This window comes from Sphingobacterium sp. UBA6320 (assembly GCF_002440335.1).
Taxonomy (GTDB): domain Bacteria; phylum Bacteroidota; class Bacteroidia; order Sphingobacteriales; family Sphingobacteriaceae; genus Sphingobacterium.
The window spans coordinates 305,201-323,320 of record NZ_DJTA01000008.1 but is presented as its reverse complement, the minus strand read 5'-3'; the positions used below and the strand labels follow the sequence as shown (position 1 = coordinate 323,320).

The following is an 18,120-nucleotide window of genomic DNA, read 5'->3' as shown; positions in this document are numbered from 1 at the left end:
TTACCTAAAAAGGCTAGTATCCCAATGATACTAGCCTTTTTAGGTAAAACATTTTATCATTAAATCGTCACACGTCCTCCAGTGGCAGGAATGGTAGCTCCAGAAATATAGGATGCAGCGGATGAGGCTAAGAATACATAAATTGGTGCAATTTCAGCTGGTTGGCCTGGTCTACCAATAGGTGTATTCGCTCCAAACTTTTCATGATCTGGAATCGTACTTGGAATTAAAGGTGTCCATACCGGACCTGGCGCCACAGCATTTACACGAATATCTGAACCATCTTCGAAAAATTGTTGCGCTAAACTGGCAGTATAATTTTGAATAGCAGCTTTTGTTGCAGCGTAAGGGAGTAATTTAGGATTAGGATCATAAGCATTAACAGATGTCGTATTGATAATACTACCCCCTTTTGGCAAATGAGGTTTAGCATACTTGGTAAGATAGAACATAGCACTAACGTTCGTCTCAAAAGTTTTATTCCACTCTGCTGCAGAGATATCAGTAACGGAATTGTAAGTCATTTGATAAGCAGCATTATTAATTAAAATATCTAAACGACCAAATGTTTCTACTGTTTGCTGAATTGCTGATTGGCAGAAAGATTCATTGCGTATATCACCTCGGATTAACAAAGCCTTTTGACCCGCTTTTTCAATCCAACCAGCAGTATCTGTAGCATCTTCATTTTCAATTTCGTCAAGATAAATGATGGCAATATCCGCTCCTTCCCGAGCCATAGCTATAGCCGTAGCTTTTCCTATCCCAGAATCACCTCCTGTGATCAAACAAACTTGACCAGCTAAGAGATTATTTCCAATATATGTTTTTTCTCCGTGATCGGGCACAGGATCCATTTTTGCAGAGATGCCTGGTACTATTTGATCTTGCTTTTTAAATGGTGGCTGTGGATAGGAAGGATTTTGTTGATTTGTTACTTTCATAATAATTCGAATTAAAAAAATACCTTAATTTGTAACTCTTATTTGGGGTGTAAGAGCATATCAAATAATAAAACAAGCATTCCACAACAGATATTGTGTTTATTTAACCTGTTCATCAGTCGGCGCTAACGACTTGAATCTTTAAAACATAACTGATCTGTTGTGGAATGCATAAAAGCAAAAACTACTTTTGCCACATGTAAAGAAATACGACGATCATCACAATAACTGCAATCCAGATCGCCCATGGTATAGTTTTAGCAGCAGGTTTATCGCCATTTTCTTCATGTGCTTCCTGTGGGACCTCATTCTCTGAATAATTGGTCTTATTATCTAAATTATTTTCCATGACTAGCTTTTTTAGTTACTTAATCGAATCTCTCTGAGTCGAATCTACCTTTATGGTATCACCTTGCATACTCATTTCTTGTTGCTCACTTAAATTATAACGTGTTTCATCACCAGCCGATGGTGCTATTTTACTATTATTTCCTTCACTATCAGTTTTGGATGTATTATTTTTACAAGCACCCAATATACCTAAAGATAAAAATGCTGTTAATGTTATCAATTTGAACTTTTTCATATTCTTTTTTAATTTGATTTACATATAACTAACTTTCATTTTGAAGCTATTGTTTGTTATCTATCGATATATACGCATTAATCATAGGCTATTGCGTATTAATACGCCCAAGTAACCTCGAGATTATGGTGAAAAAATTATTGCATTAAGCCTGTTTTGATCGCATATTTTATAAGTGCTGCTGTATTTTTAACACCGGTTTTTTCTAGTAAGTTTTGTCGGTGCCCCTCTACTGTGCGTTTGCTTAAGAACAATTTATCAGCGATCTGCAAGTTTGTAAAACCTTCTCCGATGAGTTCCAATACTTCCATTTCACGCTCCGATAAACCAATTTTAAGCATAATCTGTTCTATATTGAGAAATGCTGTAGGCGATTTTTGAAGCGTATCTAACATAATCATGCTAATCTCTTCACATATAAATTTTCCCCCCTTTGCTACATGTCTTATTGCATATAGCATTTCTTCATATCCCACATTTTTAACCAAATATCCATTAGCACCATTTTGGAAAGCCTGTAATACATGTTGCACGTTATTTAACATGGAAAGGACAATTATTTTAATTGTTGGATAGTCACTTTTTACATGAGTAATCAATTCTAACCCATCCATATCAGACATGTTGATATCTGTAATAAGCACATCTGGTATATTTCCAGATTTTAAAATCTCTAAAATCATATTGCCATTTGTGCCTTGATCAATAACTTCGAGATCAGATTGTGATTCAAGCAATAATTTAACTCCATTAAGGACGACCAAATGATCTTCAGCCAAAACAATTTTAATCATGATTAATTTAATTTTACATTAACAACGATCTTATTTCTATCCGAACTTGTATTGATGTCGAGTGTCCCTTCAAATAAATTTACGCGATCTTGCAATTTTCTGATATTTTCTTTATTATAATTTTTAAGCTCTTTAGTATAATTTTCACTTACTCCTTCCATTTCCAATAATAGATTATCCTTATTTACCACTAATTTAATTACTAATATACACTCATTATCAGTTATGAACGAAGCTCGCAACATAAACTGTACCAATTGAAATAACTTGAGCTGAAAATTAAAATCCAAATTGTTGACGGCCTTGTCAACATAAACTTCATTTTTGGTACTACTATATTGAAGAAATAAATCTTCTATGGCTCTTTGGAAGCCAAAATCTCTTAACACTACAGGCAAAAGGTCATTCGCCATTTGTTGAACCTTTCCGATCGTACCATTAATAATATCTTTGACTTGATCAATGGGTAGTGAATGTCCCTGTTCTATTGAATAACGCTGTAAAGTTAACTGTATTGCATATAAATCTTGAGCTATATATTCATGAAGTAGTTTTCCCAATAGTAAATTTTGATCTTCATATTCTTTAATAATCGATTTATATAATTTTTCTCGTGACTGCATACCCAAGATTTATAAAAAAATGTTATGTATCTAACACCTTATAATTCGTGTTATCGATTACAAATATCGATCCTATCACGGTATAAATAATACGTGATTTCAACCGTATTAATACGTGGTCATATTGCGTTATCTTGGTTACTTATTTAGTATTTATATGTCAATCTGGTGTTGATACATGATCTAAAGAAATATATAAATCTGAAAATCTGCAAATTAAAAAACACAAAAGTTCCAGTGATTTTATTTTTTGTCATTTATCTATTGATCATAGAAATACTTAAATTTAGTTGAAGTTTTAAAGCCATTATATCATTCTGATAGTTATGATTTATTTTCGTTAATTTAGGGCATTATAGGAGTATATATTTTATATGAGAGTCGATTTAAATATTTCAGGTCAAAATACGATTAATATCCAGCAATTCGGCAGCATCATCATATTAGATCTTAATTTGCATATTATTGGCATTAGTGAAAATGCTCTAGAAGAACTAAAGATCGATCATATCGATCATGTACTTGATTGTTCTCTAGAATCTTTAGGCCCTACTATTTTTGGTAAGCATACAAATAAAATTCATCGACTAATCGAGAATATTAAGGACCACGTTATTCCACGTCAGATTATTCCAATAAAATTAGCTAACAAAAGAGTCTATTTAAAGTTAAGCTTACACGATGATCAAATTTTTATTGAATGGGAGGAACAGTTCAAAAAATATACTTCAGCAAAGAAAATTAACGAATTCAGTTTCTTACTTGATACCATACAACCCAATAATTGGGACCTAGTCTGTCATGCTATCAATCGTATATTACATTTTGACCACGTATTTGTTGTTCAAATAGAAGAAACTGGATATAGCCACGTAGTAGCTGAAGATACGTTAGATGGTCAACAATACTACAAAGACATGGAGTTTTCAAAAAGCTTTATGCCCAAAGAAGTTTTCCCATTCTATAGTATGTGCTCCTATCGCTATAGCCCAAATTTAAAAAACAACAATCAAAAATTTTATACTAATAAACAAGATTTCATATTATTAGAAAGCCAACTAGTCCCTGTTCCAGAGCTTCATCAAATTTTTTTATCAGAAAAAGGTGTGGTAAGTGCTTTATTTTTTTCAATTCATATTGATGGCAACTTTTGGGGTCTATTGGTCGCCCATCACGGTAAAGAAAAAAATATCGACCTCCAGCAACGTAAACTATGTACATTCGCAATTCAGAACGCGACGAGTAAATATGAGAGTTACCTCAAGCAAAATCTACTTGAAAGAAACGAGATTTTAAGAACAGCTGAAGTTGATTTAAAAATTGACCTTTTAAAAAGTAAGAGTGTAAATTGTGCATTGATGAAACATATGGACATCATCATGGATATGGTTGATGCTGATGGTTTTGCACTATTTAATCAAGGGGATGTTTGTTTTAATGGAATCTGCCCTACTAAAGCCCAACTTTACGAGATAGTAGCATTTATACAGGCACATACTGAAAAATCACTGTTTAAAGATAATAATTTCAGAGAAACACATGCTAAAAAATTCAAAGGTCGGCTGCCATTTGCAGGCTTGATGTATCTTAAAGTTGGTCTTTTAAATGATCAGATATTGATCTGGTTTCGTAAAGAGAGCGCAAGTAAAGTACTAAATTTGCAGTTAAACCCATTAACCAGTGAACAAAATACCCCAAGAATAGTCATTACGGAAAGTAGTAATAAAGATATTGCAAAATCGTGGAATGATATCGAGATCAATTTTGTTTTGACATTAAATCAGATTTTAAAAGAATCTATTGTCAGTAAGCTTAAAGAGAAACAACAATGGAATGAACAGGTGGTAGCTTCTAATAATGAATTGGAGATGCTAACCTTTACACTTTCTCATGACCTAAAGAATCCTCTTTCTATATTAAAAATCGGTCTTCAATTTTTGCAAAATAGTAAAGATGTGCTTAATGCAGTAGCGCTTCAAAAATGGTATAGCAATCTGATAGCAAGTACAGAGAGTATCGAAGAGATCATTAATAATGTGGTATCATTGAGTCAACAGAAAGGGAATAGCTTATCTAAAGAACCTATTCCAATGGCCTACAACCTGCAACAGATTTTTAATGACAGCTCCTTACTTTACGAAAATAAGTCTTATGAAGTTGAATATGGAAAATTATTGCCCATATGGGCTGAAAAAAGCGCACTCTATCAAATATTTAGCAATTTAATCAGTAATGCGATCAAATATTCAACACATGTCACCACCGCTACCTTATATATTAATAGTTATTTCGAAGGAGGTCAAGTTTGTTATCTGATCCAAGACAACGGGATTGGTATTCCAAAAGAAAATCTTACTCAAATTTTCGAAATTTTTAAAAGGGGAAGCAATGTTAAAGATATTGAGGGTACCGGAGTAGGTCTTTCATTAGTTAAACGGATCATGGAACGACTTGGAGGAAGCATCAAAATAGAATCGGAAATCAATAAAGGCACTTCCGTTTATCTTTATTTCCCAATAGTGGAAGACTTCCCTCCCAGCATGCTGGCGGATTAAACAATAGTGAACAACTCACTATTGTTCTTTATTCAGTTCATGATCTTCGATGAAATTGTATAATTCATAAATGACATGATTGACAGCTGTGATGTAAATCTGAGCCGGATTGCAATCAATGCAATGTACCTTTTTTTGTAGATATATGCCATTAAAACATATTGCTATAAAAATATCTCCGACTTCGGCGTGATGATCATGTACAGCATCAGAGTCTGGGTAAGCCATTCCTGTTATCGCAATATATACATCTGCATCAACAAGTTTCTTGAGCCCTTCCAACATTTCATATGTGACTTGTGTTGATTCTGTCGTAAAATGTTCAATGCTATGTTTATTTACATGTAGTAATGATTTTTTAACAGAGGTAGCGTAACTTGTGATCCCGCCTAAAAAATAATCGCCTGAGTCAACTTGCATACTTAATATGCTTCCTAAAAAACCACCGGTCATACTTTCTCCAACAAATACTTTAATATTATTGTCCTTAAAAAATTTACCGACAATATCTAACGTGGAGGTCTCTACATAATCCATCATAAATACATTTATTAAATTTGTAATTACTATCGATATATAAACACCTCTCCATCAGTAAATGTTCACCTACTCATAATAATTTAAAAAGTAAATGAACTCCTATACATTCATTTTAATGTATAGAGCTGGTTATAGCAAAGGGTATAAATACCCAATTTGTAAAATCAAAGAAAACAACTGTAAAAATTAATTTCACAAACAACATCTCTTAAATCATCAGGAGTTGCATCCAAAAATTACTAATCCCCTGTTGCACAATATATAAATCAATATAACACCATATAGCAGGTATTAATACGGTCACTTGATAAAACCATATTTTCTCATCTTATATCAGCTTTTTTGGCTAGGAATTCGCTTGTAATATGTTGCAATTTACATCTATATCTTACAGCTACTCAAATTGCACATATTGTAAATAGACTATATCAAGTAATATATTTATGAAAACAGCTATTCCATCAGAGACGCAAAACAGACATTCAACAACTCAAAGCTTTACATTTACAATCGTTAAATTAAGGTCAATTTGCTTACAACATCGATCAAAGATATGCAGCAGTCCTGGTTTTATAAATAATATGAAAAATATTTAACCATAAAAAATCAAGACAATATCAGTTAGAAGAACCTATCATTTTTATTTGAATAGGCTTTTATAATAAAAAATTAAAATCATGTATAAGAAAAGAACGATCATCGTTTCAAATAGATTACCTATACGCATCGAACGCAAGGACAATGAGCTCATATTTATCCCCAGTGAGGGAGGATTAGCCACAGGTCTAGGCTCAGTTTACAAAAGTGACGAAAACATATGGATTGGTTGGCCTGGTATTATTCCTTTAAATACTGAGGAAGAAGAAATTATTTCCAAAGGATTAGCAGAACACAACCTGATTCCTGTTTTCTTAACAGAGGAAGAATTAAAAGGATATTACGAAGGATTTTCTAATGAAGTCTTATGGCCAGTATTCCACTACAGACCTTCATATGCGGTGTACCGGACTCCCGATTGGGAAATGTATCAGAAGGTAAATGAAAAATTTTCTGATGTAGTTGATCAGCAAAACGTCCAAGAGAAAGATGAGGTATGGATCCATGATTATCAATTGATGCTCTTGCCGGAGTTAGTCAGAAAATCCTATCCAAGCATCGCAATTGGATACTTTCAACATATCCCCTTTCCTAACGATGAGGTTTTTAGAAGTATTCCTTGGCGCAACGAATTGTTAAATGGATTGTTAGGGGCTGATTTGATCGGATTTCACACGTTCAACGACACACAACATTTTCTCAATTCATGTGCACATATCTTAGGACTTAGTGTACAAAATAATTGTTTACATACCGGTGGTCGTAGTATTTTTACAGAAGTATATCCGATGGGTATAGATTTTGAAAAATTCTCCCAACTGGCTAATAGTGAACCTATACAGACACGTGCACAAGCGATAAAAGATTATTACAAAGACCAAAAAATAATCCTAAGTATAGATCGATTAGATTATAGTAAAGGGATTATTGAACGTTTGCTGGCTTTTGAAAACTTACTGGTCACCAACCCAGAACTGAAAGGTGAAGTTGTACTTTATATGATTGTCGTACCATCAAGAGATCACGTGGCACAATACAAACAATTGTTGGATGAAATCGACCGGACCGTTGGTCACATCAACGCTGTGTTTGGAAGTAACGAATGGACACCAATAGCTTATTTCTACAATTCTTTTCCATTAGAAGAATTGTCATCCTTGTATGTAGCTGCTGATATTTGTTTAATCACCTCATTGCGTGACGGCATGAATTTAGTGTGTAAAGAATATATAGCCAGCAAGGAAAATACAAATGGGGTCTTGATATTGAGTGAACTAGCAGGTGCAGCCAAAGAATTGACCCAAGCTATCCAGATCAATCCGAATGCCACCGACCAAGTGACAACGGCTATATACAATTCTTTGCATATGCCCGAAGCCGAGCAACGTATGCGGTTGAATGACAGCATCGAAATCGTTAAAAAATTCAATGTTCGCCATTGGGTACGATTATTCTTTAACAGGCTTCGCGAAATCAAAATTTTTCAACAGAATGAAATGGCAAGGAGGATTAATACGCAAACCAAGGAAGCGATTCTTGATCAATATAATCGTGCCACAAGGAGATTGTTTTTCCTTGACTATGATGGTACTTTGATCGGTTTTCAAAATGATGCTGCTGCTGCTATACCAACCGAATCGTTATACGAAACACTTAATATGCTGCAGGAAAATGACGAGAGCCAAGTAGTCATTATCAGCGGTAGACCACATGAAACACTTGACAATTGGTTTGCTAATGAACAATATTATTTAGTTGCCGAACATGGCGCATGGAGCAATTATCCTACACATAAATGGCAAAGTGGAGCCATATTATCCACACGCTGGAAAATTCCGGTCAAGCATATCATGACCAAATTTGCTAATATAACAGCTGGTTGTGTGATTGAAGAAAAATCCTATTCTTTAGCGTGGCATTATCGTAAGGCACAGCCTGGCTTGGGTCATTTAAGGGCCTTGGAACTCGTGGAAAGCTTACGTTACCTTGTGCAACAACATGGTCTACAATTATTAATGGGCGATAAAGTAATTGAAGTAAAAAACAGTGAACTAAACAAAGGTAAAGCAGCTATGGATATTGTAAACAGCTATAATCCTGACTTTATCTTTGCTATCGGTGACGACGCTACTGACGAAGATATGTTTTTAGAGCTTCCAGCCGATGCGATCACCATCAAAGTAGGAAACAAAAAGTCAGCAGCACAGTTTTATGTCGACACGCAACAGGAAGCAGTTAAACTGATCGAATATTTTGCCTACAACAGAAAGAAACTAAAAGAGACTAACGCCACATCATCTGAAATCAAAATAAAAACTTATGACAAAAACAGCGAAGCATAAATACAATAGCGGGATCATTGGCAACTGTTCGTATATAGCTCACGTCAATAATACGGGAAATATAACTTGGTTATGCTGGCCGACATTTGAAGATTCATTTGTATTTGGCAGTTTGTTAGATCAAAAGGATGGTGGTGAATTTTCAATTCTGCCTACATCAGAAATCACCAATAAAGATCAGCAATACATTGAAAATACGAATATCTTATGCACCACTTTGACAACCGCCGAAGGAAGTTATAGGATAACAGATTTTGCACCCCGCTTTGAACAATATGAGCGATATTATAAACCTCTTATGCTGGTTCGGAAGGTCGAACCACTGGAAGGGCGGCCTAAAATTCGTGTGCGGTGCACACCTAAATATGCATATGGAAAAGAAGGGTTTAGTAAAAATAGAGGTAGTAATCATATTCAATTCGAGCAAGAAGATATTAAAATCCGTTTAGCAACAAATATGCCTGTCAGTCATTTTTTTGATGATATACCGCACGTACTAAGTAGTACGATTTATCTGGTTATGACCTTTGGAAGCCCATTTGAAGCACCTATAGAGCGTACTGCCGAAGACTTTTTAAGCAGAACAAAAGCCTATTGGCAACGGTGGGTTAAAAATGCCTCTATTCCCTCCTTCTGTCAAAAAGAGGTGATCCGATCTGCGCTGGTTTTGAAGCTCCATCAATATGAAGATACTGGAGCATTGATTGCCGCAAGTACTACTAGCCTACCCGAACATCCGGGTAGTGGTCGTAATTGGGATTATCGCTATTGTTGGCTCAGGGATAGTTATTATGTATTGACGGCATTGAGCCATATAGGACAATTTGAAGAAATGGAAAAATATGCTTCCTACATTGCCAATATCACCCAGACAGATCTCGGACGTCTGCAACCTTTATATGGGATCATGGGGCAGCATCTCTTGACAGAAAGTACCCTTGACCATCTGGAAGGATATTTGGGTAATAAACCGGTACGCTTAGGAAATCAGGCTTACGAGCATGTTCAAAATGATGTCTATGGTCAAGCTTTACTCGCGCTGCTTCCCATGTTTACCGATCACCGATTTAGCCATCAGAATACGGGACTGGCCAAGTCATGGACTAATTATATCTTAAATAAGATCGAAAGTACCATCGACGAGTTTGATGCCGGCATATGGGAATTTAGAAATTTTGAAAATAGACATTGTTATTCCAATTTATTTCAGTGGGCTGGTGCAACAGCAGCGTTAAAAATTGCAGAGCAATACGGATTTCAAGATATAAAAATAAAAGCGCAGCAATTACGGGAACGTGCTAGTGTACATATTGAAAGTTGTTACGATGAAGAACGTAAGGTATATACTACTGCAACTAAAAACTCAAATTTAGATGCTTCTACTTTACAATTAATCATGATGAACTATCTTGATCCATCAAGTGAAAAAGCAAAACATCATTTGGAAGCACTAGAAAAAGAACTGAAGGGTGAAAATGGATTATTTTATCGCTACTTGCATAAGGATGATTTTGGAAAACCCAAGTCAACATTTCTGGTGTGTGCCTTTTGGTATGTAGAGGCATTAGCTTGTGTAGGTCGTCTGGATGAAGCACAAAAAGTATTCAAGCAATTGATCAAATATGGTAATCATCTCAACTTATTTAGTGAGGATGTCGATGAACAGGATGGTAGTCAATGGGGTAATTTTCCGCAAGCATACAGTCATGTGGGACTAGTCAATGCTGCCAATCGCATCGCAGTCAAGTTAGATCACCCTGCATTTTTATAAAACTATACCCTACGCTGATCAAGACGCGTAGGGTATTGCTATACATGGATCATCTATATTGCATTGACTGCAGTTAGCTATACTTAAAAATAGATATAAACATTAGTATCATATGAATTGTTATTTAAATAAAAAATATGAAAAATATCATTCCAACACAAAAAGAAGGAAATCAATTGGACTGTTTTGAATCGGTTGAGTTTTCAAATACTCACATTGCTAATCAAGCATTTATAAAAGCAGCATACAATTTATTATCCATCAATGATTGGCATAAGATTGCTGAAGTGCCAGCAGCTGTTTTTCAATTGGTCGATTCTGATGGATCGTCATTAGAGAGACCTTTACAATTACATGATTATATTCGAATTGATATTCCGGGACCGGGTTTACCTCGCACAAAAGGCTATGATTGGGTAAATGTCGTTAATTTAGAATCAAAAAACATGAATGAGTATAAAATACTATCCATCAGTCTAAAACCTTGCCCTGATCCAACTCAACCAGATAATAAAGACACTGCTCATTTCTTTGAAGGTATAGCAACTTCCACTTTAATTCTTGAGCAACGAAACAATAGTCTATTATTCCAATATGCTGGCCGAAACGAAATACCCAATACAGACAACCATCAGGTAATTGATAATGTCAGAAATTTTATTGTGGGTCTAGGAGCGGCTTTAGGAGCATCTTATCCGCAATGGAAAGCATTAATAAAAGGTTTTGCTAATCAGGTGAGAAATTTAGATCAATAGGTTGAAAATACTTATTGATCTTCATGTTTTGTGTACGTTGTGGATGTATATTTATCTTTGAGACCTTGCATTTGCCTAAATTTTATGAAATATATGTGGTACAAGATCCCTTTCATAGACGGCGGAGCTATAGCCTACCCTTTATTTTGTCATTTCTTTTCGATGATTTTATCAATTATAAATTCAGTAAACTAGCAAACGATAGTTAAAGATATTTATTGACATCAAGTATCTATTCACTTCATTCAATAAAATCCTTAACAAGATCATTATAACCGATTATTGAAATATTATGAAGCACCTATTTAAATAATTGAGTAAAGAAAGATCGAGATGTTTCAATACCCACAAAAAGAACACTATCTTCAACTCTGGTCGGATATATTTTTATAAAATTACCTTGATCAGAGCAGCCTTTGCCGGTATTCAGATTAAACCGATGTCGATGATAGGAGCATACAAGGTCCTCTCCTTCGCACCATCCTGTTACAAATGAGGCTCCCGCATGTGGGCATTTTCTTGAAAAAGCTCTCCATCCAGAACCGTCATGTACAATACAGATGCGATGATTGCCTGCCTTGACCTCATAAATTTGATTGATTTGATAAGAAGTCGTCTTATCTACCTGATACCACTGCAACATAATTAAAGATACATAGAAAGTTTCGACTTATTTTTTATCTTTGCGTAAATTCAAAAAACTAGCATATTTTATGGCTTTACAATGCGGTATCGTTGGATTACCTAACGTAGGTAAATCAACACTATTTAACTGTTTGTCTAACGCTAAAGCACAAGCGGCAAACTTTCCTTTTTGTACTATTGAACCAAATGTTGGGGTGATCACTGTTCCTGATACCCGTCTTAATAAATTAGCTGAATTAGTTAATCCTCAAAAAATTGTTCCAAACACAATTGAGATTGTTGATATCGCTGGTTTAGTTAAGGGCGCTTCTAAAGGTGAGGGTCTTGGTAATCAATTTTTAGGCAATATCCGTACAACAAATGCAATTATCCACGTTTTACGTTGCTTCGATGATGGCAATGTCATACACGTAGATGGATCTGTAGATCCGATCCGTGATAAAGAGATCATCGACACAGAGTTACAATTGAAAGATTTGGACACGGTGGTAAAACGTATTCAAAAAGTGGAAAAAATGGCTAAAACAGGTGGTGACAAAGATGCTAAACGCACTTATGAAATCTTATCTGTTGTAAAAGATCATTTAGAAGCTGGTAAATCTGCTCGTACTGCACCAATCGAAAAGGATGATTTTGATTTTATTCAAGAATTAGCCTTATTAACAGCTAAACCTGTATTGTACGTTTGTAATGTCGATGAAGCTTCTGTTAATACTGGAAATGCTTATGTTGACCGTGTAAAAGAGGAAGTGAAAGATGAAAATGCACAAGTATTGATTATTTCAGCTCAAATTGAATCGGAAATCGCACAATTAGAAAGCTTTGAAGAGCGTCAAATGTTTTTAGATGACTTAGGATTGAAAGAATCTGGAGTGTCGAAATTAATTGTAGCTGCTTATTCACTTCTAGACTTGGCCACTTATTTTACTGCAGGTGTACAAGAAGTTCGCGCATGGACGATTGAAAAGGGATTTACAGCACCTCAAGCAGCAGGTGTAATCCACACTGACTTTGAAAAAGGATTTATCCGTGCAGAGGTTATTAAATATAATGATTTCATTGAATTAGGTTCTGAAGCAGCTTGTAAAGAAGCTGGTAAATTATCTGTCGAAGGGAAAACATATATTGTTGAAGATGGTGACATTATGCATTTCAGATTCAACGTCTAAAAAAGGTAATAATTCAAAATAAAAGGGCTGAACAGATGTATGTTCAGCCCTTTTATTTTTAGTCATATACTAATACGCCAGACACATTCCAACTGCTGAAACTTGTCCCCTCGCTTTCCCCTTGAGGTATTTGTACTCTTACGGTATGTTTACCCGCCTTTAAATCACCTATATCAATGAATATAGGGTAAGTTACTGTTCCAGGACACCAATTTGAACGGCTTAAATCTGATGAAGACAGTCCATTCGAAAAATTTCCCGAAGCAGGATTGCTTAAACGGTAAGAACCGCAGTCATTGCGCCATGGTGTATAACTGAAAAGTGCAGTCCCATTCAAAAATAAGCTGTTTGTTTTTGGAACAAATTCATCACCATTGCCCCAGCCACCATGACCAGTTGTCACATAGCGTAATTGAACATTTGAGGCATCTTCTTTCAATTCAAAAGTCACCTCTAATCCCTTTTCTTTGTCGAACATCGTTCCGTACTCTTGACCGCCCATTTCCATTACATTGGTTGTATTAAAAATCGGAAGTAGTTTTTTTAACCCTTGTTTATTATCAAACCCAGGATGTACGGTTAACTCTAAGCTCACTTCGTGTCCATTTTTGTCATAGTTGCCGATGAAAGTTCCAACGTAAACTTCTTGATCGCTAATCGCACTTGCGAGTTCAGTAATATCCTGTCTATACGCTACAGAATCTTGCCAAGTTTTGCCTTTCAACTTCAAATAATTAAATTGACTTACCCCAAATGGAGTAAAAAAGCGCATGAGTTCTAAGATGGGTGTATAATTTGCAGTTCGGACTACACCTTGGTATTTTTTACCATTACCATTATCATATAAAGGAAGCGTATTCATCCCCTGCTGCATTCCGTCCAAAAAAGAAAGTTGCTGATCTTGAGGAATGATAAAAACAGAGCCTGTGCGATCGTAAGCATCTCCTTTTGATTTTTCGATCAATTGGATAAATACGTTCTGTCCAGCTGCAATCTTTGGAATTTTTACTTTTTTAACAATGACAGTACCTTGCGCAAATCTTAAGATACTATCAGATTTACTATCATCAGAAAAACTTATTTTTTCATTTTTAAAAATAGGTATCTGTATAAATCTACTTTTCCATAGCAAATCCTTATAGGTCAGATCGTCCACATAGGTTAGATTAGCCGGTAACGATAAAGCCTGTGGCCAAGTTTTTAGATGCTCAATTTTACTTGCTGTAACCGCAGAATTACCATTGCGAACCACTTCAAGAACAAAACCTAAGTTTTGACCTAAGTCCGAAGGACCACCTTTTATTTTTAATTCTGTTGTATACCAAATATCAATACTATTTGAATTTACAGTCGTTCTTGCTCGATAACAGGTATAACCTAATATTTTTTTACTTTCTGTGGTGATTTCCAGCTTTTGCTTATTGATCGCAGATGAATCAATAGTCGCAATCTGTTGTTGAGCTGTAATTTGCGTTAATTTATAATAGGCATTGGAAGGTCGCTTGACAACAAAAACTTCATAAGGAGTTTTTGCTTCTCCATTTACAATTTTCCGACTTGTGATCACCGTTTGTTCGGCATTTGCATAAACTAAAGTTGGATCTTGACTTTCTAAGATCTTATTATTACTTGATCTTTGATATTCAACTAAAATTCCTTTCTGAGCCATTAGTGATTGCGACAAAAAAAGCGATAGCAATAGATATAATATTCGCATAGTATGGGATAAATGATTAAGACTCAAAAATAGAAAAATGATTCATAATATGGATAAAAATAAGAAAAGCCTGAGAGAATCGAGCGATTTCCCAGGCTTTAAAGTACCTCTTGAAAGAGGTAATCAACCTAAACCTAAGTCAAAGGTAAAATTTATTTATTATTCTTACAAAACAATTCTTCCATCAAAATTTAAAAACATTTAAAATAGTAGCGCTCAACACCTATTATTTATTTTAAAACAATAAATAATTATACTTAAATGAAGTCCAATTTTCAACATTTTAACCATGTAAACCTACAATAATACCCTAATATGTAAAGTGTATGCTCAACACTAAAGCAGATGATTAATAGAATATGCCGATAAGGTAAATAAAATTAAAAATTTATAATAATGATATTTTTTAAACTTTGAACAATAAATTATATATTAATACAATAAAAAAAGGTTTTCAAACGGGGAGAATGAAAACCTTTATAACCAATTATAAACCTAAATTATGATACATCAAAGATAGTGTATAAATAACACTATTACAACTATTTAAATGTTCTTTTTTTATGAATATAAATTTTGTAGTTGAAAATCTACAATTTAGAATGATTCTAATCATTTTTATATCCTTATTTTATCTATATCTTTGTATAAAATAGAAAAACGCATGTTTACAGGAATAATTGAAACCTTAGGAAAGGTGAAAAATATAGTAAAGGAAGATACCAATATCCATTTATTTATTGAGAGTTCTCTTTCAAATGAATTGAAGATAGACCAGAGTGTATCCCACAATGGAATCTGTTTGACTGTGGTAGGCATTGAAAATAATATCCACCAAGTTACTGCTATCGATGAAACACTTCAGAAAACAAATTTAAATGATTTAAAAATTGATGATGAGATGAATATCGAACGATGTACCCAGGCTAATGGTCGTTTTGACGGGCATATTGTCCAGGGGCACGTTGATCAAGTGGCCACGTGTATAGGAAAACAAGATTTGGATGGAAGCTTTTTATTCACATTTCAATATGACTCGAGCCTACAAAACATAACAGTTGAAAAAGGTTCTATAACTGTAAATGGAATAAGCTTAACAGTGGTTAATTCAAAAATTGATCAGTTTTCTGTAGCTATTATTCCTTATACTATTGAACATACTAATTTAAAGCATGTGGAAGTAGGTACTCAAGTAAATTTGGAATTTGATATTATTGGCAAATATGTTTCAAAAATTATGGCTTTGAGAAATTAATCTCAAAGCCATTAATATTATTCTAGGTAATGTCCCTGCCTCATCAGTAGTGCTCTATATTTATTAAACACACTGGACTTGGACACAAAGCCAAGATAATTTCCGTCCTTATCAATGACTGGTAAAATCCAGACATCATCTTTTTTCATCTTAAGCATGACCGATTCCATATCTTCTTCATGTATTTTAACAAGATCGGTTGGTATTTCAGCTAATTTATGAAAAGGTTGATCGATACCTTCCTCCTCACCTAGTAAAATAGAAAATAAGCGTTCACTATATAGGATTCCCAATAGTTTTCCTTTCTCAGTGACAATAGGAAAAATATTGCGTTTGCTATGGATGATATCCGATTGTCTCATCTTAGGCGTTTCATCAGGTCGCAAAATTACAAAATTGGTCTCCAGTACATATCGGACTTTCATCATACTCAATACGGATCGATCTTTATCTTCATACGAGAGCAGATCACCGGAGTCTGCTAATACCTTGGTATAGATAGAATATTTCTGAATAGATCTATTTATTAAATAAGAAATGGAAGTAACCAGCATGAGCGGAACCATTAAACCATAACCGCCTGTAATTTCCGCAATAAGGAAAACTCCTGTTAATGGTGCATGCATAATCCCGCTTAATGCTCCTGCCATACCCACTACTACAAAATTAGGAACATTTAATTCGGTCACTCCCGTGAGGTTGACACCATATGCAAACGCAAAGCCCAGTAAACCTCCCATGACCAGACTTGGTCCAAAAACTCCACCATTACCACCCCCGTTTAGTGTAAATAAGGCTGCAAAAGATTTTGCAAATAACGTTAATACCGAGTAGGCTAATATAACAAGACCGATATCCTGATAATCTGAAAACAGACTGTTTTTCACAATTGCATTAAATTGACCATTCAAAATTTGTTGAATAGCAATATAACCTTCCCCATAAAGAGCTGGAAAGATAAAGATCATTAGACCCAATGATATTCCACTGACCCAAACCTTATTATATGGATTTTGAATATGAGCAAACCAATTCTTTACGACAGTACTTATTTTAGCAAAATAAACAGAATATCCACCAACTAAAAGGGCCAACAATAAGTAGAAAAATAAGGCTGAGACCTCCCACTCTGTACTAAAGGTATGAAATAAAGGTTCACTATATAAAGATTGTGAAATAACGGAGGCCATAGCCGCAGAGATCAATAAAGGAATAAGCACCGGAATAGAAAATTCAGGTAATAAAATCTCGATTGCAAATACCATCCCTGCCAACGGACTATCGAAAGCGCCGGCTATACCCGCTGCTGCACCACATGCCAGCAGCATCGTTACCTCTTTGTACTGTAACCCAAAAAAACGCCCTGTGTTTGATCCGATTGCTGACCCACTCATTGCAATTGGAGCTTCTAAACCACAAGATCCTCCAAAGCCTACAGTCATGGCAGAGGTAACAATCTGTGAATAAATATTATGTGCAGGGATATTACTCGACTTTCTAGAAATCGCGTATATGATAGGAGTTATACCATGCTCTAAATTCTTTGATTTTAAAACCTTACGCACATATAATACACTCAATAATATACCGAGTAAGGGGAAAAATAAATAAAATGAATATTTATAGTGCCAATCAACATCATCTTGCAAGGTTGATGCGATGAAATGTGTTAAAGCCTTTAAAACGGAGGCCGCAATCCCTCCAAATATTCCGACTACAAAAGCAAGGATAATGATGAAATTACGATTTGAAATCTTATGCATACGCCAATTATTGAGCGCATTTAATTTCATGTTTAGCCGACTTCTTAATGTATGATTAATCATT

15 protein-coding genes are annotated in these 18,120 nt (G+C 34.8%); 6 read left to right on the top strand and 9 right to left on the bottom strand.

Annotation, left to right across the window (positions count from 1 at the left end; genetic code table 11):
* Window positions 1-59 precede the first annotated feature (59 nt).
* The 5 genes from B3P23_RS05255 to B3P23_RS05235 form a co-directional block, all read right to left on the bottom strand.
* On the bottom strand, window positions 60-944 hold the full coding sequence (locus B3P23_RS05255) for an SDR family oxidoreductase (protein WP_248753862.1): 885 nt from the start codon (window positions 942-944) through the stop codon (window positions 60-62).
* Between the two features lie 184 nt (window positions 945-1,128).
* Entirely contained in the window at window positions 1,129-1,293 is a 165-nt protein-coding gene (locus B3P23_RS05250; RefSeq protein WP_248753863.1) for a hypothetical protein, read from the bottom strand.
* A 15-nt stretch (window positions 1,294-1,308) separates the two neighbouring features.
* Window positions 1,309-1,530, bottom strand: a complete 222-nt coding sequence (locus B3P23_RS05245) for a hypothetical protein (protein ID WP_248753864.1) — start codon at window positions 1,528-1,530, stop codon at window positions 1,309-1,311.
* Between the two features lie 137 nt (window positions 1,531-1,667).
* On the bottom strand, window positions 1,668-2,324 hold the full coding sequence (locus tag B3P23_RS05240; protein WP_045753542.1) for a response regulator transcription factor: 657 nt from the start codon (window positions 2,322-2,324) through the stop codon (window positions 1,668-1,670).
* Window positions 2,325-2,326: 2 nt separating this feature from the next.
* The gene (locus B3P23_RS05235) at window positions 2,327-2,947 is read right to left on the bottom strand and encodes a hypothetical protein (protein WP_293924980.1); all 621 of its coding nucleotides are present in this window, start codon (window positions 2,945-2,947) and stop codon (window positions 2,327-2,329) included.
* Between the two features lie 374 nt (window positions 2,948-3,321).
* On the opposite strand from B3P23_RS05235, the gene B3P23_RS05230 reads away from it, so the two are divergent.
* Window positions 3,322-5,502 (top strand): ATP-binding protein, encoded by a 2,181-nt coding sequence (locus tag B3P23_RS05230; protein WP_293924979.1) that lies wholly within the window; start codon window positions 3,322-3,324, stop codon window positions 5,500-5,502.
* An 18-nt stretch (window positions 5,503-5,520) separates the two neighbouring features.
* Here B3P23_RS05230 and B3P23_RS05225 read toward each other — a convergent pair whose 3' ends face one another.
* Window positions 5,521-6,042: a CinA family protein gene (locus B3P23_RS05225; protein WP_293924978.1), complete on the bottom strand. Its 522-nt coding sequence runs from the start codon at window positions 6,040-6,042 to the stop codon at window positions 5,521-5,523.
* A 677-nt stretch (window positions 6,043-6,719) separates the two neighbouring features.
* On the opposite strand from B3P23_RS05225, the gene B3P23_RS05220 reads away from it, so the two are divergent.
* The 3 genes from B3P23_RS05220 (at window position 6,720) to B3P23_RS05210 (ending at window position 11,507) form a co-directional block, all read left to right on the top strand.
* Window positions 6,720-8,981 (top strand): bifunctional alpha,alpha-trehalose-phosphate synthase (UDP-forming)/trehalose-phosphatase, encoded by a 2,262-nt coding sequence (locus B3P23_RS05220; protein WP_045753539.1) that lies wholly within the window; start codon window positions 6,720-6,722, stop codon window positions 8,979-8,981.
* Entirely contained in the window at window positions 8,959-10,752 is a 1,794-nt protein-coding gene (locus B3P23_RS05215) for a glycoside hydrolase family 15 protein (protein ID WP_045753538.1), read from the top strand. Before B3P23_RS05220 ends, B3P23_RS05215 begins: the two co-directional genes overlap by 23 nt.
* Before the next feature lie 137 nt (window positions 10,753-10,889).
* A complete protein-coding gene (locus tag B3P23_RS05210; protein WP_293924977.1) occupies window positions 10,890-11,507 on the top strand; it encodes a hypothetical protein in 618 nt (205 codons plus the stop codon).
* A gap of 301 nt (window positions 11,508-11,808) precedes the next feature.
* On the opposite strand, the gene B3P23_RS05205 is transcribed toward B3P23_RS05210, so the two are convergent.
* Window positions 11,809-12,150, bottom strand: a complete 342-nt coding sequence (locus tag B3P23_RS05205) for a Rieske (2Fe-2S) protein (RefSeq protein ID WP_293924976.1) — start codon at window positions 12,148-12,150, stop codon at window positions 11,809-11,811.
* A gap of 70 nt (window positions 12,151-12,220) precedes the next feature.
* Here B3P23_RS05205 and ychF point away from each other — a divergent pair, with 70 nt between their 5' ends.
* A complete protein-coding gene (gene ychF, locus B3P23_RS05200; RefSeq protein ID WP_045753537.1) occupies window positions 12,221-13,321 on the top strand; it encodes a redox-regulated ATPase YchF in 1,101 nt (366 codons plus the stop codon).
* 58 nt (window positions 13,322-13,379) lie between these two features.
* Here ychF and B3P23_RS05195 read toward each other — a convergent pair whose 3' ends face one another.
* The gene (locus B3P23_RS05195) at window positions 13,380-14,990 is read right to left on the bottom strand and encodes a GLPGLI family protein (RefSeq protein ID WP_293924975.1); all 1,611 of its coding nucleotides are present in this window, start codon (window positions 14,988-14,990) and stop codon (window positions 13,380-13,382) included.
* Between the two features lie 712 nt (window positions 14,991-15,702).
* Between B3P23_RS05195 and B3P23_RS05190 the strand changes: the two genes are divergently transcribed.
* On the top strand, window positions 15,703-16,293 hold the full coding sequence (locus B3P23_RS05190) for a riboflavin synthase (protein ID WP_045752221.1): 591 nt from the start codon (window positions 15,703-15,705) through the stop codon (window positions 16,291-16,293).
* 17 nt (window positions 16,294-16,310) lie between these two features.
* On the opposite strand, the gene B3P23_RS05185 is transcribed toward B3P23_RS05190, so the two are convergent.
* Window positions 16,311-18,119 carry a chloride channel protein gene (locus tag B3P23_RS05185; protein WP_045752220.1) on the bottom strand — a complete coding sequence of 603 codons (1,809 nt, stop codon included), beginning with the start codon at window positions 18,117-18,119 and terminating at the stop codon, window positions 16,311-16,313.
* Between the last annotated feature and the right edge of the window lies 1 nt (window position 18,120).